Below are 23,062 nucleotides of genomic sequence, written 5' to 3'. Positions count from 1 at the left end.
AAGGTCGCCCTCGTCGCCTGCATGCGCAAACTGCTCGTCTGGCTCAATGCCATCATGCGCGAACAAGAGCCGTGGAATCCAGATTATCACGGCCTCACCTCTTGATCTTTAAGACAGTTGCTCCATACCTAAACACTTCCACACCGCGTCAAGCGTCACGCGTCCACGGACTCGACGGGCTGTAGGACCTGGAGCTCTTCCTCGCTGAAGAGGCGGGATTTGATGACGAATCGTTTGCCCGTCGGGATTTCGAGGGAGAAGCTCGCGCCGCGGCCGTCCTTGACATCAAGCGTGAGTTGCATGTGCTTCCAGTACTCGAACTGGTCCTTTGCCATGTAGAATGGGCAATCGTAGATCTCGCCGAGTTTAACGTCGCTCCGCCCGAGCCGGAAATCCCCGTCTTCGAAGCACATGGGTGACGACCCATCGCAGCATCCGCCGCTCTGGTGAAACATGAGGTCGCCGTGCCGCTCCCGGAGCTGGTCAATGATCTCTTTTGCTTCGTCGGTAATCGTGACGCGAGGGACAGTGTATTCCATAGTCTCGTGCAGATAGATGCAAAAGGTAGAGCGACAGGGGCACGGGAGGCCAGGCGGTCTTGACTCGTGGCCGTTTGAGCGTTTCGTGTAGAAAGCTAAACGCCGCACGTCGCGATCATTGATCCCATCGTCCCCGATGCACGTGGATATTGATGATGGGAAGCGTTCACCGATACACGGAGTCATCCTGAGACGCAACGGCGTCCGTGCCAGAGGCGCATCCGGTACGCTACGAAGTAGGTCTCTTCTGAATTTTTTCAATTCTATCAAAAAATGATTCGATTCCTTCATTTATGAATATTATGTTGCCCAGTCCAGGTCGGTACCACACTCTTGCCCTCTAGTTCGGCGGTTCAACCCGCATCTCGGTTTCGTTCCGTCCTGCGCTTTTTGCTTCGTTGATGCCTCCACCATCGGCGGACGCCTTTCCGTTCCTTTGCGTTACCGACCTCGCCGTTGTTATGCCGAACGCTCCTCTCGTCTCAACCCTTCCCTGGACGCTCGACCGATCGGACCGTCGCGCGTCCCACAACGATCCTCCGGATACGCTCGTCGAAAATCGAACATCGTACGGCGGGGAGGACATGCAATTCTCCGTGTACGATACGGTCCAGCAGGCTCAACGCGTTGCCCTTCGATCCGCCAACCCGCTTTACTGCGGGATGATTACGGGCAAAAAGGTGATTCATCTCACGGACCCCGATCGTGAACCCTTTGAGTTTCTTCCGGGAGAATCACTGGTCGTCCCACCTCTCGAAACGATTTATATCGACTTCCCGGAAGCCGACCGCGAGCCGACCCGGTGCATCACGCTGGAGATCGACAGTGATAAAGTGGATGACATGGTCGCTCGCCTGAATGAAGAGATGCCGCGGTCCCCCGAGTCGGGACCGTGGGAGGTCGACCGGCTGAACCATTGCCACCTGAGGAATGACGCCGGTATCGAGCGGGTCCTGCAGTCGCTCGTCCAGCTTTTTACCGAAGACGTACCCCACCGCGACATGCTCATCGACCTGAACGCGACGGAGCTCGTCGTTCGCCTGCTACAGACGGAGTCGCGTCATCTGCTGATGGGACCGGTTGATCGACAGCTCCCGGAAAATGGGCTGGCGGCCGCCATTCAGTACGCGCGCAAGCATCTCGACCAGCCGCTAACGGTGAGCGAACTCGCCGAAAAAGCGTGCATGAGTGAATCGAGCTTCTATCGCTACTTCCGAAACGAGCTCGGAATGACGCCGCTCCAGTTCCTAACAAAGGAACGCATGAAGCGCGCCTGTGAACTCCTTCTCAGCGGGTCTCGGTCCGTCGGTGAGGTCAGTCACGACATCGGCTTCTCGAGTGTCAGCTACTTCATCAACACCTTCAAGGAGCACGTCGGGACCACGCCCAAGCAGTTTCAACTGTCGAATCGGTAGCTTCGCTCGGTCGGGACCGATTCATGTCGCGGAGAGCTGATTGTAGTTTTGGCCAGATGCGCGGTCCGTCACTTTAGGATGCGACTCTCCGGGCAGAAAGCGAGCCATGCGAAGGCGTTCGGTTCGTTATAACAGGGTGCCAGTCCGCTCATCGCACGATACAGGCACCGATTACCTGGCTGGTTGCATCCGTTTATAGATCCAGGGTTGATCCAAATATACAATTGTCAACCCATTCGTGATCGGGTTCTTTTCCTACTGAAAATATGGTCCTTTTACGTAACAGAGACTTGCAATTGGGGGTATCAGCCGGTATGATATCAGGCGTCAGATGATCGGGGGCAAGCGTCTACCTGCCCAAGTTGTAGCGGGGGCGCGGATTGTGGGACGTTCGCCATCGTCCGCCTACGTCACGCGTTCGCGTGAGTGCGGCGCCCGTCTCTGCTGGCAGAACGAATTGAATAACGACTTCCGATCTGAGGTTGTCGATGTCTTCATTCGCCCTCGCGCGATGTGGCCGTCAGGTTGCTCGCGGAGGGACGATGGCAGACGGGGTGAGTGGGGTTAGGCGTGGGGGGCCGCTCCCCTTATCCCGTCTGCGTCTAATGCAACGAAAAACGGACCGTCCAGCTTTGTGCCGGGCGGTCCGTTTTTACGCCTGCAATTTTTTTACGCCTGCAATTGATGACACTGTTGCCGCGCCCCTTGATAGGGTGAGGCTATGCGGCTCGAACCTGCGTGGTCGCCAGCCGCTTGTCGAGGTAATTCTGCACGATCAAGCGACCGATGTTCAGGGAGGCCGTCGCGGCCGGGGAGGCAGCATTGATGACGTTCACGACACGGTCGGTTTCCTGAATGAGGAAGTCGTCGACCAGCTCGCCGTTCGGGCGGAGCGCCTGCGCCCGTACGCCAGACGGGGATGGTACGAAGTCCTCGGCGGTGACCTCCGGGACGAGGTGTTGCGCGGCTTTGACGTAGACCTTCTTGCTGAGCGACTGCACGAGTTCGTGGATGCCTTTCCGCCAGTGCTTCGTACTCAGCTTCAAGAAGCCGGGGTACGTCACCGTATCGATGAGCTCCGGCCAGTGGACATCCCAGAACTTGTACCCTTCGCGCGCGAAGGCGAGTACGGCACTCGGTCCGCATTCGACGCTGCCGTCAACCATGCGGGTGAAGTGGACGCCGAGGAACGGGAAGGCCGGGTCTGGCACCGGATAGATCAGGTTGCGGCAGAGATGACGGCGCTCCGGCACCAGTTCGTAGTATTCACCGCGGAACGGAACGACCTTCGCCGCAGGCGTCTGGCCGCTCATTTCGGCGATCTTGTCCGCGTAAAGTCCTGCGCAGTTCACGACGTGTCGCGCTTTGACATCGCCGGCCGTCGTGGTGACCGTTACGTGGTCCCGTTCGGTATGCAGATCCGTAACGGCCGCATTCGTTTTTACGTCGTAGCCATGTCGCGTCGCGCAGCGGGCCAGTGCTTCCGTCATCCCCGTGTAGTCGACGATGCCTGCTCCCGGCACGTGAAGTGCAGCAACCCCGCGCGTGTGCGGTTCCAGTTCACGCAGTTCGTCCGGACCGATACGGCGCGCCTCTACCTGGTTCTGGCGCCCTTTCTCTTCGATCCGGTTGAGCTCCGGGACCTCGTCTTCCGTGACGGCGACGACGACCTTTCCGCACATGTCGACGTCTACGCCTTCCCGCTCGCAGAACTCTACGAGCGCCCGCTTGCCCTCACGACAGTTTTCCGCCTTCAGCGATCCCGGCGTGTAAAAGACGCCGGAGTGAACCACGCCCGAGTTACGACCTGTTTGATGGAAAGCAACCCGTTCCTCCTTCTCGATCACCACGACGGAGCGATCCGGGTGGGTTTGCGTCAGCCGGTAGGCCGTCGCAAGACCGACGATCCCTCCGCCAATGATGGCGATGTCGTAGGTTGGCATAATATCGGGCGAGTTCGTGATGAGAAATCCGGCTACGTGACCCGCAGATCGCGCTGGGGACACGGAGTCTTTCGATGAAGCACACGCGTTGAATGAAATCAGGGCCGTTCATCGATCCCACTTGTTTGCCACAAATGCGCTAATTTTAGCTAAATTGTGGGTGTTTGCCTGTCCTGAACGGCACGCGGACGGTCCTCTTTGTCTCATTTCTAAACTTTCCGCTTCCATCATGAGGCTATCCATTCCGAGGCGCCGTCTGCTGTTGGGCGCTCTTGCATTCCTCCTTGGCCTCGTTTTCGGCATTGCATGCACGGACAGACCGGAGTCGTCGGAAGAGCCTGGGACAGCGTCGGCGGAGGTCAGCGATGTCCCGGCGGCGACGTTCGACATCCGTGCGGTGACGCTCGACGCACGCGACCGCCCGTCCGATGACGTTCTTGACGCGATCGCATCCCTGGGTGCGAGCGACATCACGCTCATCCCGTTCGGGTTCCAGGAGACGCCGCACACACCGGCAATCCGACGCCATACCGATGGAGGATGGTACAGCGAGAGCACGCGAGGCATTCGCGACCTTGCCTCTCGAGCCGCGGCGCGCGATCTGGGCGTGATCCTCAAACCGCACATCTGGATCGGGCATTACAGCGCCGACGGGCAGGAGCGGGACGCGATCGGGTTCGACGCGGAGGGCGATTGGGCGTCGTGGGAGGTGGAGTACCGCGAATTCATGCTGTACTATGCCCGGCTGGCCGAGGAGGTCGATGCACGCGCCCTGGTCATTGGGTGCGAACTCAATCGCGCCGTGCGGGAGCGTCCCGCGTTCTGGCGGTCACTCATCGCGGAGGTCCGGTCGGTGTATGACGGAAAGCTCACGTACGCCGCCAACTGGAGTGAAGACCTTCGGCAAATTGAATTCTGGGATGCGCTGGACTACGTCGGCGTGCAGGCGTACTTCCCGCTCGTTCACGATTCAACGCGTGGGGATTCGGTAACCGTTGAGCAACTGCAGGCTGGGTGGGATCGGCATGCCCATCAGCTGGAAGCGATACATCGCGCGACGGGCAGACCTCTGCTCTTCACGGAGCTAGGGTATCGAAGTGATCCGGATGCTGCGAGGGCGCCATGGCGCTGGCCGGAAGACGGGGAAAAGGTCGAGCCGGATCCCGCGATGCAGGCCCGATGCTATCGCGCATTCTTTCAGGCACTCGGCTCTGCGAACTGGTTGGGCGGGGCGATCGTCTGGAAATGGCACCCGGAACCCGAAAGCAAACGACCGACGGGATTCACTCCGCAGAATAAACCGGCTGCGGCTATTCTTCGACAGGGCTTTGGCGCCGCTGGTTAAGTGTGGACGTTTGGAAGTATGGATGTGTGAGGGTGTGAGAGTATGTGAGGTTGACAACCTGATCGACGGGCTCATCGATAAAAATCAACGGCCTCGGGCATAGGGGCTGAAGGTTTTGGCCGCACGTCCTGCCTCCCATCAGAGCGGCCTCGGGTCCATCCCGATGGGATCAGGAAGGTGACCCTCTCATGAGGGGATATCAACATACCAGGTTCTGAGGCACTGTACTTATTGCTTTTGAATGATTGGGCTCGTTGACGCCTCAACGTTTGAACGCATCAACGTCACTGCGACTTTCATGTAGTTGGTGCGGGCGGTACGTTGCATATCGCAGTCTTATTCATCCCAACGATCGACTCCCGAACACCGTGGTCTCTGATATTTTCGACTCCAACGCCTGGACGCCTGTCGAAGGCTTTGATTTTTCCGACATCACGTATCACCGCGCGAAGGAGCACGGCACGGTGCGCATCGCCTTCGACCGTCCCGACGTGTTGAATGCCTTCCGCCCTCAGACGGTCGACGAGTTGTATCGCGCGCTCGATCACGCCCGGCAGACGTCGGATGTTGGCTGCGTGTTGCTCACCGGCAATGGACCCTCGGAAAAGCACGGGAAATGGGCGTTCTCGTCCGGCGGAGACCAGCGGATTCGCGGTCGCGACGGGTACGAGTACGCCGATGACGAAGGCGAACGCGACCCGGCGAAACTGGGCCGGCTGCACATTCTCGAGGTGCAGCGCCTGATCCGGTTCATGCCGAAAGTCGTTATTGCTGTCGTGCCGGGCTGGGCGGTGGGGGGCGGCCACAGTCTGCACGTGGTCTGCGACATGACCCTTGCCAGCGAGGAGCACGCCATTTTCAAGCAGACGGACCCGGACGTGGCCAGCTTTGATGGCGGATTTGGGTCGGCGCTCCTCGCCCGCCAGGTTGGGCAGAAGAAAGCCCGCGAGATCTTTTTTCTCGGGAAGAACTACTCTGCGCAGGAGGCGCACGACATGGGCATGGTGAATGACGTGATTCCTCACGAGGATCTGGAGACCGTCGCCCTGGATTGGGCAGCGATGATCAACCAGAAGAGCCCGACGGCGATGCGCATGCTGAAGTATGCCTTCAACATGGTCGACGACGGGATGGTCGGGCAGCAGATCTTTGCCGGTGAAGCGACGCGGCTCGCCTACGGAACGGACGAGGCTCAGGAGGGGCGCGACGCTTTTCTCGAGAAGCGAGATGCGGACTGGGACGACTTCCCGTATCACTATTAAGAAGTGCGAAGGGCTAAATGCGAAGGGCTAAGTTCGAAGGGCTAAGTTCGACTGCATTTGACGGTCTCACAGCGATGGCGCGTTCGGACATTGTCTGGCGTCTGCATCGCTCGTCTCATGCGCGACGATAGCACTCTTCAGTCGACAACGAGCAGGCGATTGGTGGGGATACATCCGCCTGGACTGTGAACATTTCGTGATCTAGCGTGTCGTGACCGCCTCGCTGAATGTTTGCATGCCCGGTCGACGCGATCGAGACGAAAAGATTTGGAGCACCCCGACCATCGTGGTCGAGGGTGCTTCAGTTATTAAGGAGGATTCGTGTCTTGACACAAATAGTTTTGGTGAAAGCGCTTTCTTGGATAAGTAATTTGATGTTTGGGGTAATATGGGCTAAAGTGTGGCGTGTGATTATCGATTGACCGGAAAAATTGCGGTGGGGCGAGTTATTTGCTCCGATAACTGCGGTTCCGGGTCTTTTTCATTGACTGCCACTGCCCTCAATTCCTGATGACGTCTCGTTTTTTGCTGGCCGCCTGTGTCACCTTCTTGCTTCTTTTACTTCCGACAATAGCTGCTGCCGAGCCCCAACAAACCGCGACGGCTGCCGCGGAGGCCGTCCAACTTAACCTCAACTACGTTTGGACGATTCTTGCTGCAGCGCTTGTGTTCTTTATGCAGGCTGGATTCGCTCTTCTGGAGACGGGGTTTACGCGGGCGAAAAATGCGGTCAACATCATCATGAAGAACGTCATGGACGCGTCGGCCGGGGCGCTCGTGTTTTTCGTGGTCGGGTTCGGCGTCATGTTCGGAAGCAGCTGGAACGGCTTCATTGGCACGGACGGCTTTTTCCTGACGGGCATCGAGGAGCAGCCGGAGAGCTGGACGTATGCGTTCTACTTCTTCCAGGCTGTCTTCGCTGCGACCGCCGCGACGATCGTCTCGGGAGCCGTCGCCGAACGCATCAAGTTTAACGGCTACCTTGTCTTTTCCATCGCAATCACAGGTCTCATCTATCCGGTGTTCGGTTCGTGGGCCTGGGGCGGCCTGTTCAACGGGGGCGGTTGGCTGGAAAGCCTCGGCTTCATCGACTTCGCCGGCTCCACGGTGGTGCACTCCGTCGGTGGATGGGCGGCGCTGGCCGGAGCGCTAGTCATGGGTCCGCGGGTGGGGAAATATGCTCCGGACGGTACACCCCGCGCGATTCCCGGTCATAGTCTGCCCCTGGCCGCGCTCGGCGTTTTCATCCTCTGGCTGGGCTGGTTCGGCTTCAACGCCGGCTCGACGACAGCCGGCTCGACAGACATCGCGTTGATCGCGATGAATACGTTCCTCGCTGCGGGTGCGGGTGCTGTTTTGGCCATGGCGACGACCTGGGTTCGAAGCGGTACGCCGGACGCCACGATGACGCTGAATGGCGTGCTCGGTGGACTCGTCGGAATCACGGCCGGCTGCGCGTCCATGACGCCGGGCTTTGCGATCCTCACTGGCGGTGTCGCCGGTATGATCGTCGTGTTCGCAACAGATGCTCTGGAGAAAATCATCGACGACCCCGTCGGTGCCGTCGCCGTCCACGGTGTGTGCGGTGCGTGGGGAACGCTCGCTGCCGGAGTATTCGCCGCCGGCGGTTTTAGCGTCGCCCAGGTCGGCGTGCAGGTGGTCGGGATCGCTGCAGCATTCGCCTGGACGTTCCCGGTGAGCTATGCGCTCTTCTACAGCCTCGATCGTGTGATCGGGTTGCGCATCAACGGCGAACTGGAGGACAAAGGGCTGGACCTGCACGAGCACGACGTGCGGGCGTATCCCGAGTTCATCGCGCGATCGGGCGTCGAGGGGGACGGCGCCTCCGCCGAAGCCGCGGCCTCACTCCGCGGTGGCAATCGTCGATGAGGCGTCGCGCGGTTCGTCCTCTGTCTCCGACGCAGGGGGCGGACCCGCGTACGTCGCGCCAACAGGCAGCGGGGATGAGGCCGCGTACTCCTCCATCGCGTGCCCGATCCAGTGCACCGAGCGGGCCACTGCGATAATTACCTGAGGCGCATTCTCTGGCAGCTCGAGCGCACGTGCGAGAGCGACGAGTGCCAGAACGAGGGAGGGCGCCTGGCCGACGAGGTCGGGACCGGTCTGGTCGGCCGCCACGGTGAACGCTGCGCCTTCGGTCGAGGCATAGTGCGAACGTAGCATGCGGTGAATGACGCGAGCACGCGGGTCTCCACTTAGGTACCGCGGATGACCGAAGCCGGGCACGTCGTCTCCCCGCTGCTGGCGATCGGCGATCGTTTCGGCCAGTCGGTGAGGCGTGCCAGCTTCGCGAAAGAGCGCTTCGACACGACGGACTTCGCCGGTTTCCTCTCGCCCGCTGAGGGCAGCGAGGCCCGCGCATACCGCACCGTATGGCGAGGCACCAGACGCGGCTGCACTTCGGGCAGCCAGCGTAACGGTGGAGGGCGGATGGGCCATGCTGACGACGAGGGCGGCCTGGAGCGTGCGAAGCGCTGCAGTCGACGTCAGGTCCCAGCGCGAACAGAGAATGTGAGGCACGTGGTCAGCCCGGGGAACAGCGTCGCTTCCGGTTGCTGCCGCGGCGAGCGTTGCAACAACTCGGCGGCCCGAGCGGACGCTTCCAGCCGGGGACAGGTCGAACGCCCGCGGGTCGTCGTCCTGCACGATTGCCAGCAGGCTTTGCATCCGGGCAAGCGGCGAAAGGCCCGAGAGTAGGGGGGCCATCAGATAGACATCTGGAGAAATGGTTGAGGCTACGTCCCGCTCCGAAGATGGGACAAGTCCCGGAATGCCGTCGCCCGAAGGTGTTTCCTCGTGCTCCCAGAAGAGTCGGACCGCGTCGTCGAAGTCGTGAGAGCGGGCCAGGCGACAGGCATCCTGGCCCCGGTAGTAAAGTCGCCCTGTGTCGATGGTCGCAAGCTGAGTCAAGAAGCGACCATTAGCCGAGCTCCGTCCATTCACTCGGGAAGCGGATGTACGGGATGAACCGCTGGCAAGGCGGAGAATGTCTCGTTCGTCGTACCGGCGGGTCCGACCGGGGCCGGGCTCCGACCGGACGAGTCCTCGACTCACGTAAGCATACAGTGTGTTCTTGGTGATGCCGAGACGGTTCGCGGCTTCATCGGCATTCAGGTACGACGGCTCACTCATGAACGTGATAAATTGATCAATGCAAGATCAATGTTGAATATGTTGACGCGTCGGTGTCAACAAGAACAGAGGCGTTCACGAGCCCTCCTGAATTTCGTTTCGTGAATTGCTGAGGTGATCAGGTGGCGCAGCGGCGTCCGCATACGCAGCATACGGCAACGCCCGACCATCGTGAAAGCGATGTGCCGGGCGGTAAAGAAACGTCAGCAGAAGTGGTTGATGGAGATGACGTCAGTCGTCCATCAGATCGAACATCGAGGGAGCATCGTCTGAAATCGGGGGATTGCTCTTGTTTCTGTCCTTTTCGATTTGTGTTTGCAGCCGAGATTCGATGCGCTCGAGGACATCATCCGGCTTGTCGTCGAGAGATTCTGCACGATCGACCAGCTCCCGCAGACGCTCACTTGCCGATCGTAGATTGTCCGCCACGCTTTCTTCCTTCTCGTCTGCGGAGTTCGGCGTCACTTCCTCGCGGTCACGCATTCGTTGGTTATCAACCAACTGTCGAATGACGGCACCGGCTGAGACATCGTTGTACTCGGCCTGTGCCTGAATCCACTCCGCGTACTCAGTCGGAAGGTTTACCGAGAGAGACTCGGTGTCGGTGGAGGACGGAAACAGAGAAGAGGAGGACATGACCGAGCGCAGGTTGATACGACACATATCCGGGATGGGAACGCTTCCTCACAGGAGGTCCCGGAGTCTAGTTTTGTACTGTATGCATCAGAAAGAATAGGATTGCGTCAGCGAAGTTTGTATCGGAGCCATGACGATTGAAGTCAACTGTAACCGCCCGGTGATAACCTGATATTCGGGGGCGAATCTCCGTAGCCACGCCGCGCTTCCTCTGCGGTGAAGCACGATTAATTCCCTCAATTCGGTTTGTTGGGAAAAGACGGCTCGGTCGTCTCGTTGGTTGTCCGCGTCCGTTCGACGAAATCCTGTATATGCTGTGCGACGGCTTCACCGCGTTCTTCCGGGACAAAGTGACCCGTATCGGGAAGCAAGATCTCCGGCTGGTTCGATGCGGTCGGGATGAGGGAGCGGAAGAACGAGTGCGCGCCCCCAAGAATCGGGTCGTCGGGGGCGAAGAGAACGAGGGCCGGCTTCGACCAGCGCGCGAGGCGTTCTCGTGTGCGCCTCATTGTCTGCGCTACCGGGTCATCCGTGGACATCGGGACGAGCAGGGGCCAGACGGCTGCACCGGCCTTCGACTCCTTCGTTGGAAACGGCGCGTCATACGACGCCTTCACCTCCTCGCTCCACGCGGCGTCGTGCTGAATCGAACGCTCGACGACGGTCCCGACCGGCAGGTCCGGATTGCGTTCCACAAATCGGCGCCACGCGAGGAAGCCCCTCGACTTTTCCTCGTCCTCGCCAAGGGGGAGAAATGTGTTGAGAATGACGAGGCGGCCAATCCGCTCCGGGTAGTGCGCTGCGTAGGCGAGTCCGATCAAGCCTCCCCAGTCGTGGACGACGAGCGTGACGTCGGCCACGTCCAGGTCCTCGAGGAGCGCATGAACCTGATTCATGCCGAACTCGAGGCTGTAAGCACCCTGGCTTGTGAGCTTGTCGGACTTTCCGAAGCCGACAAAGTCCGGTGCAACGACGCGGTGTGATCCGGCGAGCGGGCGAATCACGTCGCGATACATGTAGCTCCACGTCGGTTCTCCATGCAGGCAGACGACGGGAGACGTGTTTTCCCCTGCCGGCGCGGTGTCGACGTAGTGCGTGCGGAGCTCTTCTCCATCCGGTCCGTCGAGGGTGAGGTAGTGCGGCTCAAAGTCGTAGCCCGGCAGGTTGTCGAACCGTTCGTCAGGCGTGCGGAATACGGACATAGCAGTCGGCGTGGTTGGCGGCAGAAGGAGCATCCGATTTTTCCTACGCACGCATGCTCATGTCGTGCCGTCCGCCGACCGGGATAGCGGCATCATCACGCACTGCGCCGGTAGCGACGCCGGGGCGAGGGCGACTGCGGTGGGGCGTCGGATGGCATGTCGGCCGAGCGTGGATATCTAATACGGCGAATCTGAAGATCCATCGGGACCGCCACGTCGTCCGTGAGGAGAAGCGAAAATGCGCCGGACCGATTCGGGTAGGAGACCTGAACGTCCTCGGCGGTCGAAGACACCATCACGTCGCGTGCCTCGGGTGTGGCGAGACGCCGAAGATTCAGCTGGCCGCGGTGACTGAACAGGTGCTCGTCCCATCGGGAGATCAGGAAGAGCGCATCCAGGCTCCGGTGTGCTATATCCGCCGTGCGCATAACGTACAGAACGTCGACATGCTCGCCAGCGATTGTCATGATTCCGGAGCGTCGTACCGGTACGGTTTCAGCTGATGCTTCCGGGCTCACAAGAAAACCGACCCGACGCTTTCGCATCGGTTCAGATTGCGAACGGTGGAACGTGCGTGCTTCGACGATGATCATCGAATGGCTGTCATCGTTTACAGCGCGAAGGTCGGTCAGCGGACCAAGGTATTTGGCCAGTGTCCGGACGAAGGCGTCATCGAGTTCGCTATCGTACGGAGGCCGGTAAAACGTCGATGCCTCCCGGACCGACGGTTCTGGTGCGTCTGCGTGCGCTTCATGTAGAATATGAAGCGCCGAATTTGAGCGAGAGAAGGAATGGGTCTCCATGGTGATGGGCCGGCGAACGACCGGCGAAAACGAGGGTCCAATCCGATTCGTTGTTCATGATACGTCGACGGACTGACACCCCTATGTCATAGGTTCACACATTATCCAAACATAATCGAGTATCGGCGTCCGTACACGTGAAGCGTAGTCGGTTTTGTGACCGTGTTAGAACCTGTTTGGCGGAGAGCCCTCGGCGACCCCAAAGGACGGGCCTTCCGGCGGTCAGTCCTCGTCATGCTCGTAACACGAGGCTTGGTTGATCTCGCACACCGTGTCTACTTCGTGATTGCGAAAAGATCATCATCCGACCTACGAATAGAGATGAACGAGTGTGCTCACGTTATTGTGATTCATCTCCCAAGAGGTTGTTAATGCCAAATATCCGTTTGTACCGGCCCGGGCCCGTTCGCAAACCGATCAGCCCGGGGAAAACGTCACGGATCGGCTGTACCCATCTGGTTGCCGATTGCGTTTTGCACGCACAGGTCGTCTCTTTCACATAGGTCGTGAGCCGCCTTCTTGTAGAGCTCGCCATTTTTCCTTTTATGCCTAGCCCCTTCATGCATCATCGATTTACCCAGCAGGTCCTCCGAGCCGTCTTCGCGCCGATTCTGGCACTTGTATTTGCGGTAGCGGTCGTCGGGACCGTTCCATCTGCTTCCGCTCAACCGGCAACGGATGCGGCGTCGGAATCCGACTCCACGACGGCCGAGCATCCACTCTGGCGCGTGAGCTCCGATACGGACACGCTCCACATTCTCGGCTCCGTCCACCTGCTCCGCCCGGATGCGTACCCGCTGGCACCCACCGTTCAGCACGTGATTGATCGCGCAGAACGGATTGCATTCGAAGTGGATCTCGATTCGATGCAGGCCGCTGCGCCCATTATGTTGCAGGCCGGCATGTACCAGAGCGACAGCACTCTGCAGCAGGCGATATCCGACAGCACGTACGCCCTGCTTCAGTCGGCGCTCGATACGCTTCAACTTCAGGAGGCGCAGGTGCGAAAGATGCGGCCCTGGCTCGCGAGCCTGATGGTGACCTCAACAGTCATGCAGCGAAGCGGGTACAAGATGTCGCTCGGAATCGATCAGCACGTGTACCAGAAGGCGCAGGAGACGGGAGCGGATGTCATCGGACTGGAAACGCTCCGCGAGCAAATCGACATTCTATCGTCGGCGTCTTCGGTCGATCCAGATGCCTATCTGCGCTATTCGCTGGAAAACCTGACGGCGTCGCTCAATCAGGTGGAGCAGATTATGGCGGGATGGAGGACGGGCGATGTTGAGAAAATCGCCCGCGTGATGAACGAGGGCATGGACGAGTTTCCCGCTGTACGCGAACAGGTGCTTGTTCAGCGAAATCGAAACTGGATCGCTCCCATCGAGACGCTGATCGAGGATCCAAAGCGAACGCTTGTGGTGGTCGGCGTTGGGCATCTCGTCGGGGAAGAGAGCGTCACGAAAATGCTTCAAGAGAAAGGCTATACGGTGGAGCAGCTCTAGCGAAAACCGCCATTATCGAGCTTTTTCGTTTCCATTGAGTGCAGAGGTTTTCCATGCAGCCGTCCTCCTATCTTCGCCAGGGCGATATCGGTCGGACGACGCTTCTACGCGTTGCGTATACGCTGCTGAGTTACACGGTCGGCGGCGGTATTATGGCCGTTGCCATCCTCATGATTTCCCTGGATGCGATGGGAATAGGGATGGGGAGCTCGATCCTGGAGACGCTCAATGAGAATCGTCCTGTGGAACTCGTCCGCGCCTTCGGGTGGGCCCATCTCGCCCTCACAGCCGCTCTCGGGATCTGCGTCCGCACGTTTCATCGACGTACGCTCAGAAGCGTCCTCTTCGGAGCACGAGTCCGCGGTTGGCTGTGGGCGAGCAGTCTTATGGCAGCCCTCGGGGGCGTTACCGGTTTGTGGGGCATTGCATGGCTCGTTGGGCATGCCGGACCCCTGGCGATGAGCAGTTCGGTCGTGCTGGCTCTCCTCAGTACCCTGGTGGTCGCGGCAAGCATGGAGGGATTCCGTGGATACCTCCTGCAGAGCATTTCCGCCCGATGTTCGGGGTGGCGACTGGCCGGCTATCCGGTCGGCCCGTGGCTCGCTGCGTTCGGCGCAGTGCTTCCCGTCGGAGCCATCGTCCTCGCGATCCTGCTGGATGCGGACATCCCGTCGCCCGGCGCGGCCATTCTCGTGTACTACGTGGTTGGGGCGGGTGTATTGCCGGCTCTCCTGATGATCGCGGACGATCGAATCGAGCGAGCCGTCGCCCTGCATACGGCAATCAACGCCTCGATCGCTGTTGCCGTGATCGGTGGACTCGAATGGATATCGGGCTGGGCCGTGATCGCGACGGTCACGGCGATTGGGGGGACGGCAGGCCTGCTGTATCGGAGCGGCGTCACGTCACCGCGTCACCTCGGGGCCGCCCTGAAGGAATCGTTTGTGCGAACGAGCCCTGTGGGCCTCGAGACGCGCCTGGAGGAGACAGGCGAATGCCGAAACTGCGGAACGCCCCTCGTCGGTCGATACTGCCACTTGTGCGGCCAGCGGCATCGAAATCAGGAACCGTCGATTCGCCTGCTCCTGCAGCGGTTCGTCGACCACGTCTTTGAGGTCGACTCGCGGATTCAGCGCACGCTTCGACTCCTGTTTTTTGCGCCCGGTGCACTTTCAGCACACTACTTTGCTGGACGCCGCGCCGACTTCATTCCGCCGATCCGGCTTTACCTCGTCTCGAGCTTCGCATTCTTCCTGCTGTTTACCGCCTTCGTGCCGGACTGGACGAACGAGGCAGATACGGAGACCATCGAGGTGCAGGTGCGTCGTTCCACGCTCGACAGCCTCTACGCACGCCACATTTCGGTGGATACGCTGCTGCACCGGGCACGCTTCATCGGGGACGCAGCTGAGGACTCCCTTCCGGTTGCCGACGAGACGGACGAGGATGATGTCCGGGAGCGTGCGGCCGAACGCCTCGGCGAGTCCGCTCCGCCGGCACTGCGCGACTCCCTTCTCGTGATCGACGTGCGCGGCGATTCGCTCGTCCTCTTGGAGGTGGAGGGGCTGCCCGAGTCGGGGGTCGAGGCGGAACTCATCCGACGCGGAAAGGGATCGTCGGATGAACGCGTCAAGCTCATCGTTCGACAATCGACGGCGGACAGTGTGGCGAAGGGAGTGCTCGGTCCCGCCTTCCTGGTGCCACAGGCGATCGACATCGGGCCGGCGGACGATACGCTTCAGTCAGGTGGATCCGCGCGCGACGCATCGTCTGCCGCAAGCCAGTGGGAGAGGCGACTCAAGCCCCTCGAAGATTCCCTCGTGGGGGAAATTGCCGTTGAACGGGTTTTGGCCGATACCGCTCTCGTTCTGACCGTGACAAGATCGATGCTAATGGCCTCGGCAGATCGGGAGCGCGGACCGTCCGTGACTGCCGAAACGATCATGACGAATGGGGAGGAGGCCGAAGGGATGGACGATACCGAGGCGCTGGAGACGCTGCTGCAGAACGCGGCGAAGGTAATGTTCGTGCTCGTTCCGGCGTTTGCGTTGATCCTGAGCTTGATCTATCTGCGCGAACCGTATGCGCACCACGTGATCTTTTCGCTGCACCTGCACTCGTTCATTTTCGCGGTCGTGAGCCTCGAGTTTGCTCTCGAACTCCTCGAAATCGGATCGTCGATCCTGATTCCCGCACGGATTGTTATCTACGGCGGTGTGTTCGTCTACCTCGTGGCAGCTCTCCGGCGTGCGTATGGAGGTGGCTGGGTGCGGGTAACAATGACAGCGATTCTCGTGGCGAATCTCTACTTCATTGTGGGAACGTTCGTGTTCGGGACCGCGGTCGGTGTGCTTCAAAACGCCGAAAGCTATTTGCCGTCGTTCCTGGTCTAGATTCATCGCATTCGTCGATTGATGTTGGAACGAAGTTCGGGGGGAGCGGTGCGTGAGGACGCTTCGTGTCCTGCTCACCCTTTCGTGTCTTCACCCTCTTCATGGAACTGGATTTTACCCTCACGGAATTTGTCGAGCCGTTTCTGTCCCTCTTCGTCGCGATGAATGCGATTGGCGTGCTCCCGCTCTTCATCGGGATGACGGAGGGAATGTCGGTTAAGAGCCGCCGGTCGCTCGTGCGACGGGCCATCATGACGGCCTTCGTAATTGCCATTGTGATTGTGCTGGCCGGGCGCGTGATTTTCGACACGCTGGGCATCACGGTGAACGATCTTCGCATCGGTGGCGGGATCATCCTGCTGGTCTTGAGCATCACGGATCTTCTGTTCAGCAACCTGACGCGGAAGACGCAATCGAATGGCGACGAGACGTCGATGGCGGACCTGGGGGTTGTGCCGCTGGGGACGCCGCTCACCGTCGGGCCGGCCGCCATCACGACGATCCTTATCCTGCAGGAAGGGTACGGTTACCTGCCGACCGTCGCGGCCTTGATTGCGAATCTCGCGGTGAGCTTCACGCTGTTCTACTTCGGCCCCTGGTTCATCGGGTTCGTCGGAGCGGGCGCGTCGCGAGCGATCGGAAAAGTCGCGAGCCTCTTTCTGGCCGCCATTTCCGTCGCGATGATTCGGACGGGCATCATCGGCATCATCAACGCACTGTAGACATACATTGCTATCTGTAGAGACCGGGCGTTAACTTACGAGTCTGGCGTTGCAGACCGTGATTGTCCGTAGCTCGCGCGAAAAGCCCAGTTCGACCTTCGACTTTCAAACTTCGACCTCCGACTGTGTCTCAGATAACGGTAGATGGCCTCACGAAGATATTTGGTGACGACGTCGAGGCAGCGCTGGATTTGCTGGATGCGGGTTCGTCGAAAGCGGAGATTTTAGAACAGACTGGTTGCACCGTCGCGATTCGAGACGCCTCCTTTTCGGTCGAAGAAGGGGAGACATTCGTCGTGATGGGGCGCTCTGGAAGCGGGAAGTCAACGCTGCTTCGCTGTCTAAATGGGCTCGTCACGCCATCGCGGGGGACGGTCGAGGTCGAAGGCGAGGATTTGACGGCGATGTCGCGTGAGCGGCTGCGGGAAGTTTGCCGGAGGCGCCTCGCGATGGTCTTTCAGCAGTTCGGACTCTTTCCGCACCGCACCGTCGCAGGCAACGTGGCGTTTGGGTTGGAGGTGAGCGGCGTGGCGGACGAGGAACGGAGTCGCCGCGTCGAGGACGCACTCGTGCAGGTCGGGCTCGACGGCTATGAGGACAAGCACCCGGACGAGTTGAGCGGCGGGATGCAGCAGCGGGTCGGCCTCGCTCGCGCCCTGGCCACTGACCCGGACATCCTGCTCATGGATGAGCCGTTCAGCGCCCTCGATCCGCTCATCCGTACGGAGTTGCAAAACGAGGTGATGCGGTTGCAGCGTGAGCGGCGACGGACGATCGTTTTCATCACCCACGACGTGGACGAAGCATTTCGGCTTGCGGACCGCCTCGCGATCATGGAAGGTGGCAAGATCGTGCAGACGGGCGTCCCCGTGGATATTCTGGCTAAGCCGGCGACGCCGTACGTTCGCGACTTTGTCGCCGACGTGGATCGAACCCGTGCCCTCACTGCTGCCGACATCGTTCAAAACGGGACCACGGACGCCGAAAGCAACGGGTGGCCCGAACTGGATCCAGACATGCGTCTCGGCGATGTCGCTGCCCGCGTGCTTCGAGATGGACCGCACCGCGTGTCCGAGAACGGAACGTCGCTCGGCAGCATCTCGCCCGACGACATCGCCCGGATTCTCCAGTCGTCCTAGCGAACGGACTCGACGCTCATTCTGATCAGCACGAACGCTATGGACATTGGAGGCGCATTTGAACAGTATCTGGAGTGGATCCGAACGAACCTCGGCCCGGGGCTCGATGCCATCGGCGCGGTCGTTCGGGCTGTCGTCGATGCGCTGGAGGCAGGATTGATGCTGCTTCCCGCCTGGGCGTGGATCATCGTGTTCGTCGGGCTGGCGTGGTGGCTATCTGGTCGCGGTGTGGCGATCTTTACCGCTGCCGGAATGGCTGTGATTGCGTACGGCATGGATCTCTGGACGGCGACCATGGAAACGTTGGCGCTTGTATTGGCGTCGACCGCGATCGCGCTTGCCATCGGGGTGCCGCTCGGGGTGGCGGGCGCGAAGCGCAAATGGATCCAGCGTACGCTGCGTCCGGTGCTCGACTTCATGCAGACGATGCCAGCCTTCGTTTACCTGATCCCGGCAGTGCTGCTCTTTCGGATTGGCGCGGTGCCCGGCGTGCTCGCCACCGTGGTTTTTGCCATGCCGCCCGTCGTTCGGCTGACGAGTCTCGGCATCCGGCAGGTGCCGCGAGAGATTGTGGAGGCGTCGCAGGCGTTCGGCGCCACACCGTGGCAGCAGTTGTGGAAGGTGGAGCTTCCGGTTGCCCTCCCGACGATCCTCGCGGGGATTAACCAGACCATCATGCTTGCGCTTTCGATGGTCGTTATTGCCGCATTGATCGGCGCCGGCGGGCTCGGTCAGGATGTGCTCACGGGCGTCACGCAGCTCAAGATCGGCCTCGGGTTCGAAAGTGGACTCGCGGTGGTGATCCTGGCAATTTTCCTTGACCGCGTTACGCAGGGACTCGGCGGCCGGGCGGGAGAAGCCAGTGCTCCGAAGACGGCGTAACGGGATACCGGAGCAGAATGTGGAAATGAAAACGATGAGTTGAGGGAAGCCGGGGATCGTTTCGAAAACCGCTCATCTTCGCGACGGTGTGCACGTTGGCGCTACTTAGTGCTCTTCTTGCTCTCTGTCTCCAAGTGAGGCTTCTATCGTCGAGTTCATGGACGAATCCAATCATGCGTCGTCCACAGAGGAGTCGTCACGATTTGCCGTGAACGGCGCCGTTTTCTTTCCCTCGGCGGCGCTGATCCTGGCGTTCGTGGCGTTCGGTGCCGTTTTTACCGACACAGCGCGAGGTGTATTTACCACGGTACAGAGTACGATCACGATGTACTCTGGATGGTTCTATACTCTGGCCGTGGGGATCTTTCTCATCTTCGTGATCGGTCTTGCGGTTAGTCCCTACGGCCGCGTGAAGCTCGGGCCGAAGGATAGCGAGCCGGATTATAGCTATACCGGATGGTTCGCGATGCTCTTTAGTGCGGGGATGGGCATCGGTCTACTGTTTTACAGCGTCGCGGAGCCCGTTATTCACTTCCTGAGCCCGCCTGGCGGAGCATCCGGTGGAACGGTTGAAGCCGCACGCGAAGCCATGCAGATCACGTTTTTTCACTGGGGCGTGCACGCGTGGGCGATCTACATTGTCGTCGGGCTCTCGCTGGCTTACTTTTCGTACCGGCACGACCTTCCGCTAACGCTTCGGTCCGCTCTCTATCCTATAATCGGAGATCGGATTTACGGGCCGATCGGCCACACCGTCGACACGTTTGCGGTTCTCGGCACCATGTTCGGCGTGGCAAACTCGCTCGGGTTGGGCGTCATGCAGATCAACGCCGGCCTGACGTTTTTGCTGGACATCCCCAATGCGGTCTGGGTACAGCTTTCACTAATTGCCGGGATTACCGGCATGGCGACCGTCAGCGTCGTGCTGGGGTTGGATCGCGGCATCCGACGTCTCAGCGAGTTAAATCTGGGGCTCGGCCTGCTGCTTCTGACGTTTGTGTTCATCGTCGGGCCGACGGTGTTTCTAACGGATGCATTTGTGCAGAACCTTGGCGGTTACCTGCAAAACATCGTCTCGATGACATTTCAAACATACGCCTTCGAAGGCTCCGACTGGCAAAGCAGATGGACTCTGTTCTACTGGGCGTGGTGGATCGCGTGGTCTCCGTTCGTGGGGATGTTCATCGCACGGATTTCGCGCGGTCGCACGATCAGGGAGTTCGTGAGTGGCGTGATGCTGGTTCCCACCGTTGTCACGTTCCTGTGGTTGACGGTCTTCGGGGATACAGGCATCCGAATGATTTTAAATGGAGCGGGTGGTGCAGTGCAGGAGGCGTCTGAAAACGCGATCCCGACCGCTCTCTTTGCGCTGTTGTCGGAGTTTCCCCTCACAGCCGTCAGTTCCGCGATCGCTACGTTCGTTGTGATTACCTTTTTTGTCACCTCGTCGGACTCCGGCTCGCTCGTGATCGACATCATTACCTCGGGCGGCAAGCAGGATCCGCCGGTCGCTCAGCGCATTTTCTGGGCAGTCACCGAGGGAGCCGTAGCATCGGTATTACTCCTTGCGGGCGGACTGGAGGCTCTTCAGACCGCGGCCATTACGACGGCGCTTCCGTTTACGGTCGTTCTGATCGTCATGTGCTACGGGCTCATACAGGGACTTCGACGCGATCGCGTCCCACCCCCGAAATACCTGAAGACCCATTCCGATGTCGCTGATCGCGGGGATCAGGGCACCGAAGAGCCGGCGGCTGTCTCAACGCCAGTGTCCGACGACGTGCCTGCGTAGCTTGTTGATCATTGCTCCTCTAGACCCGACATGTCAACTGACTGGATGTCCCATCTGCGCCGGCTCTTCGGTCGGGACAAACCGATCGCGGCTTCGCCGGAATCCGTCGCGCACTGCATCGAAACGGCCGCGCCGAACGCATTTCAGGCTCTTCGTGACGAGCTCGACGCCTTCGTCGAACGAGTGGAGGTATACCGCGACGACGGGGAGATCGGCATCCTAATCCAGCCCGACGCGGATGCGGACCCATTCACCTATATCGTCAGCGCGCGGACACTCCGCGTCCCGAACTTCGCGTTTCCCGAGATCAATGTCGCCGAGGACGAAGCTCGTCGATTTCGGGCGGAAGTGCACGTAAATGGGAACCGCGAACGAAAGAATGTCGCAGACTGGTCAGAGGAGGCGCTGATCCGCGATGTACTAACGACGTATGAGGAGCACGTCGCCTGGGATGCGGCATGATGCTGTGTCCCTTCATGAATTGCAGAATTTCATCTGTCTCTCTGCCTCATCTTAATCATATATGACACGCCCCACTCATCGCTTTCGCATTGCCGTAGGAGCGCTCGTCTTTTTCACCGTGATGGTGTTTGCCGGTTGCGGGGACGACACGTCGTCGGCGGATGAGCCGGTTTCGCTGGTCTACGTTAGCTGGACGGAGGGCATCGCGATGACGCATGTCCTGCAGGCCGTGATCGAAGATAGCCTGGACCGCGAGGTGGAACTTACGCAGGCCGGCGGAGCAGCCATGGCGTTCAGTGCCGTCGCGGAGGGCGACGTCGACGCGTTTGTGGACGCGTGGCTCCCGGTCACGCATGGACCGCTCTGGGACGAGTACAGCGACCGGATTGTCGATCTCGGGCCGGTCTACGACAGCACGACGGTGGGGCTGGTGGTTCCAGACTACGTCGAGGCCGAGTCCGTGACAGACCTTGCCGATTTGAGAGAGGATCTCGGTGGCGAAATTATCGGCATCGAGTCGGGCGCGGCGATTAACGAACAGACGCGCCGGGTGCTCGAAAACAACGGCATCGACGGGTTCAGCGTGGTATCCTCTGGAGATGCTGCAATGGTTACGGCGCTGCAGCGAGCGATCGATGCCAACGAGCCGATCGTGATCACAGGCTGGCGTCCGCACTGGATGTGGGGGCGATTCGACCTCCGCTACCTCGACGGGGCGAAGACAGGGGATACGGACGTGTTCGGGGAGCCCGAGCAGATTCGGAAGCTTCTCCGTCCGAAGGGGCGAGACGAACTTCCCGAGGACGTGCTCAGGCTACTCAAGCGCATGCATCTGGGCGAAAGCGAAATGGAGAGCCTGATGACGGCGTTCCGTCCGGGAAAAGGGGATCTGCAGGCGACCGCGCGCCGCTGGATCGAAAATCATCCGGCGGTGGTGGCCGAGTGGCTATCGCACGAGGAGCCCCCGGGTGACAGCGGCAACTGATGTGAGCCTGTGTGCAATGCTGATGCACCGGCCCGGTCAGTGCGAAGCCGTGTAGGGCTGTTCGACGAGGATTCGCACGCCGTCGAGGACGAGGTGAGGTATGACATGGTCGACGGCGTCGAGGTGGTCTGCCAGCAGCGGGCTCCAGCCGCCGGTGACGAGTACGATCGGGTCATCGTCCAGAAGCTCGCGGAGGCGCGCCAGCATGCCCCGCACGCCGTCGACGAATCCCCACATGATGCCGCTCTGCATGGCATCGCGTGTGGTGGTGCCAATCACGTCCGAGGGGAAGACGAGCGGGACGGTCGGCAGTTGGGCGGTCCCGCTCCGGAGGGCGCGTTGCGTGAGTACAGGACCGGCTGCAATCGCACCGCCTCGGTACACACCGGATGCATCGACGACATCGTAGGTGACGGCCGTTCCGGCATCAATCGCGATGACGCTTCGCTTCGCGGATCCCGACTTTGCGTATCGAACCCATCCCGCGGCCGCCGCGGCGAGCCGGTCGGCACCGAGTGTCTGTGGCGTGTCGTACGCCATCTCGAACGGAAGGGGCATCGCGGTGTCGACCGTGACGACCTGCGCTCCCGTCAGGTCGTGTACGACGCGTTCGGCAACCGGGACGGCTTCCGGCACGACAGACGCAAGTCCGACCTTCCCGATGGAGGCTCCATCGAGGTGCGGCTCAAGCGCCCGGGTCCATGCGTCCCCGGCCGCCTCGCTGCTCGGCTCGTTCAGGTTGATCTCGACGTGAAAGATGCGCGCGAGACTCTCCCCGACGAAGAGCCCGCCTTTAACGGCGGTGTTGCCAACATCGAGAGCGAGAAACGCGGTTTCGGTGGCAGTCTCCATGCGTGAGCACGTGCGGCGTTCAATCGAGAGAG

19 protein-coding genes and 1 pseudogene are annotated in these 23,062 nt (G+C 60.3%); 13 read left to right on the top strand and 7 right to left on the bottom strand.

Going from position 1 to position 23,062, the window contains the following annotated elements; genetic code table 11:
- A pseudogene (locus tag CRI94_RS18110) lies at positions 1 to 105 on the top strand (IS110 family transposase); the annotation flags it as partial.
- 50 nt (positions 106 to 155) lie between these two features.
- On the opposite strand, the gene CRI94_RS17015 reads toward CRI94_RS18110, so the two are convergent.
- Entirely contained in the window at positions 156 to 539 is a 384-nt protein-coding gene (locus CRI94_RS17015) for a DUF779 domain-containing protein (RefSeq protein ID WP_098079099.1), read from the bottom strand.
- A 461-nt stretch (positions 540 to 1,000) separates the two neighbouring features.
- Between CRI94_RS17015 and CRI94_RS17010 the strand changes: the two genes are divergently transcribed.
- On the top strand, positions 1,001 to 1,954 hold the full coding sequence (locus CRI94_RS17010; protein WP_179862381.1) for a helix-turn-helix transcriptional regulator: 954 nt from the start codon (positions 1,001 to 1,003) through the stop codon (positions 1,952 to 1,954).
- Between the two features lie 719 nt (positions 1,955 to 2,673).
- On the opposite strand, the gene lhgO is transcribed toward CRI94_RS17010, so the two are convergent.
- On the bottom strand, positions 2,674 to 3,897 hold the full coding sequence (lhgO, locus tag CRI94_RS17005) for an L-2-hydroxyglutarate oxidase (protein WP_098079093.1): 1,224 nt from the start codon (positions 3,895 to 3,897) through the stop codon (positions 2,674 to 2,676).
- A 229-nt stretch (positions 3,898 to 4,126) separates the two neighbouring features.
- On the opposite strand from lhgO, the gene CRI94_RS17000 reads away from it, so the two are divergent.
- The 3 genes from CRI94_RS17000 (at position 4,127) to CRI94_RS16990 (ending at position 8,394) form a co-directional block, all read left to right on the top strand.
- Positions 4,127 to 5,242 carry a glycoside hydrolase family 113 gene (locus tag CRI94_RS17000; protein ID WP_143815470.1) on the top strand — a complete coding sequence of 372 codons (1,116 nt, stop codon included), beginning with the start codon at positions 4,127 to 4,129 and terminating at the stop codon, positions 5,240 to 5,242.
- Between the two features lie 368 nt (positions 5,243 to 5,610).
- Positions 5,611 to 6,504, top strand: a complete 894-nt coding sequence (locus CRI94_RS16995) for a 1,4-dihydroxy-2-naphthoyl-CoA synthase (RefSeq protein ID WP_098079085.1) — start codon at positions 5,611 to 5,613, stop codon at positions 6,502 to 6,504.
- 510 nt (positions 6,505 to 7,014) lie between these two features.
- Positions 7,015 to 8,394: an ammonium transporter gene (locus CRI94_RS16990; protein WP_098079081.1), complete on the top strand. Its 1,380-nt coding sequence runs from the start codon at positions 7,015 to 7,017 to the stop codon at positions 8,392 to 8,394.
- Here CRI94_RS16990 and CRI94_RS16985 read toward each other — a convergent pair.
- The 4 genes from CRI94_RS16985 to CRI94_RS16970 all read right to left on the bottom strand — a co-directional run bounded on the left by CRI94_RS16985 (position 8,368) and on the right by CRI94_RS16970 (position 12,298).
- Positions 8,368 to 9,657 (bottom strand): citrate/2-methylcitrate synthase, encoded by a 1,290-nt coding sequence (locus CRI94_RS16985; protein ID WP_098079078.1) that lies wholly within the window; start codon positions 9,655 to 9,657, stop codon positions 8,368 to 8,370. The genes CRI94_RS16990 and CRI94_RS16985 overlap by 27 nt on opposite strands.
- 231 nt (positions 9,658 to 9,888) lie before the next feature.
- On the bottom strand, positions 9,889 to 10,293 hold the full coding sequence (locus CRI94_RS16980; protein ID WP_098079074.1) for a hypothetical protein: 405 nt from the start codon (positions 10,291 to 10,293) through the stop codon (positions 9,889 to 9,891).
- Positions 10,294 to 10,529: 236 nt separating this feature from the next.
- Positions 10,530 to 11,495 carry a haloalkane dehalogenase gene (locus CRI94_RS16975; RefSeq protein ID WP_098079071.1) on the bottom strand — a complete coding sequence of 322 codons (966 nt, stop codon included), beginning with the start codon at positions 11,493 to 11,495 and terminating at the stop codon, positions 10,530 to 10,532.
- Between the two features lie 95 nt (positions 11,496 to 11,590).
- Positions 11,591 to 12,298 (bottom strand): hypothetical protein, encoded by a 708-nt coding sequence (locus CRI94_RS16970; protein ID WP_098079067.1) that lies wholly within the window; start codon positions 12,296 to 12,298, stop codon positions 11,591 to 11,593.
- A gap of 545 nt (positions 12,299 to 12,843) precedes the next feature.
- On the opposite strand from CRI94_RS16970, the gene CRI94_RS16965 reads away from it, so the two are divergent.
- The 8 genes from CRI94_RS16965 to CRI94_RS16930 all read left to right on the top strand — a co-directional run bounded on the left by CRI94_RS16965 (position 12,844) and on the right by CRI94_RS16930 (position 22,178).
- The gene (locus tag CRI94_RS16965) at positions 12,844 to 13,803 is read left to right on the top strand and encodes a TraB/GumN family protein (protein WP_143815469.1); all 960 of its coding nucleotides are present in this window, start codon (positions 12,844 to 12,846) and stop codon (positions 13,801 to 13,803) included.
- Between the two features lie 53 nt (positions 13,804 to 13,856).
- The gene (locus CRI94_RS16960) at positions 13,857 to 16,196 is read left to right on the top strand and encodes a DUF3667 domain-containing protein (RefSeq protein WP_098079059.1); all 2,340 of its coding nucleotides are present in this window, start codon (positions 13,857 to 13,859) and stop codon (positions 16,194 to 16,196) included.
- A gap of 101 nt (positions 16,197 to 16,297) precedes the next feature.
- Positions 16,298 to 16,918, top strand: a complete 621-nt coding sequence (locus CRI94_RS16955) for a MarC family protein (protein WP_098079055.1) — start codon at positions 16,298 to 16,300, stop codon at positions 16,916 to 16,918.
- A gap of 125 nt (positions 16,919 to 17,043) precedes the next feature.
- The gene (locus tag CRI94_RS16950) at positions 17,044 to 18,057 is read left to right on the top strand and encodes a quaternary amine ABC transporter ATP-binding protein (protein WP_098079051.1); all 1,014 of its coding nucleotides are present in this window, start codon (positions 17,044 to 17,046) and stop codon (positions 18,055 to 18,057) included.
- A gap of 39 nt (positions 18,058 to 18,096) precedes the next feature.
- The gene (locus tag CRI94_RS16945; protein ID WP_098079048.1) at positions 18,097 to 18,939 is read left to right on the top strand and encodes an ABC transporter permease; all 843 of its coding nucleotides are present in this window, start codon (positions 18,097 to 18,099) and stop codon (positions 18,937 to 18,939) included.
- A 157-nt stretch (positions 18,940 to 19,096) separates the two neighbouring features.
- A complete protein-coding gene (locus CRI94_RS16940) occupies positions 19,097 to 20,731 on the top strand; it encodes a BCCT family transporter (protein WP_098079045.1) in 1,635 nt (544 codons plus the stop codon).
- A gap of 30 nt (positions 20,732 to 20,761) precedes the next feature.
- Entirely contained in the window at positions 20,762 to 21,193 is a 432-nt protein-coding gene (locus CRI94_RS16935; protein WP_143815468.1) for a hypothetical protein, read from the top strand.
- Positions 21,194 to 21,254: 61 nt separating this feature from the next.
- On the top strand, positions 21,255 to 22,178 hold the full coding sequence (locus tag CRI94_RS16930) for a glycine betaine ABC transporter substrate-binding protein (RefSeq protein WP_098079038.1): 924 nt from the start codon (positions 21,255 to 21,257) through the stop codon (positions 22,176 to 22,178).
- A 36-nt stretch (positions 22,179 to 22,214) separates the two neighbouring features.
- Here CRI94_RS16930 and CRI94_RS16925 read toward each other — a convergent pair whose 3' ends face one another.
- Complete coding sequence (locus CRI94_RS16925) at positions 22,215 to 23,030, bottom strand: type III pantothenate kinase (protein WP_098079035.1); 816 nt, start codon at positions 23,028 to 23,030, stop codon at positions 22,215 to 22,217.
- Positions 23,031 to 23,062 lie beyond the last annotated feature (32 nt).

Origin of the sequence: Longibacter salinarum (assembly GCF_002554795.1) — a bacterium.
Lineage (GTDB): Bacteria > Bacteroidota > Rhodothermia > Rhodothermales > Salinibacteraceae > Longibacter > Longibacter salinarum.
This window is presented reverse-complemented; position numbering and strand designations above follow the sequence as displayed.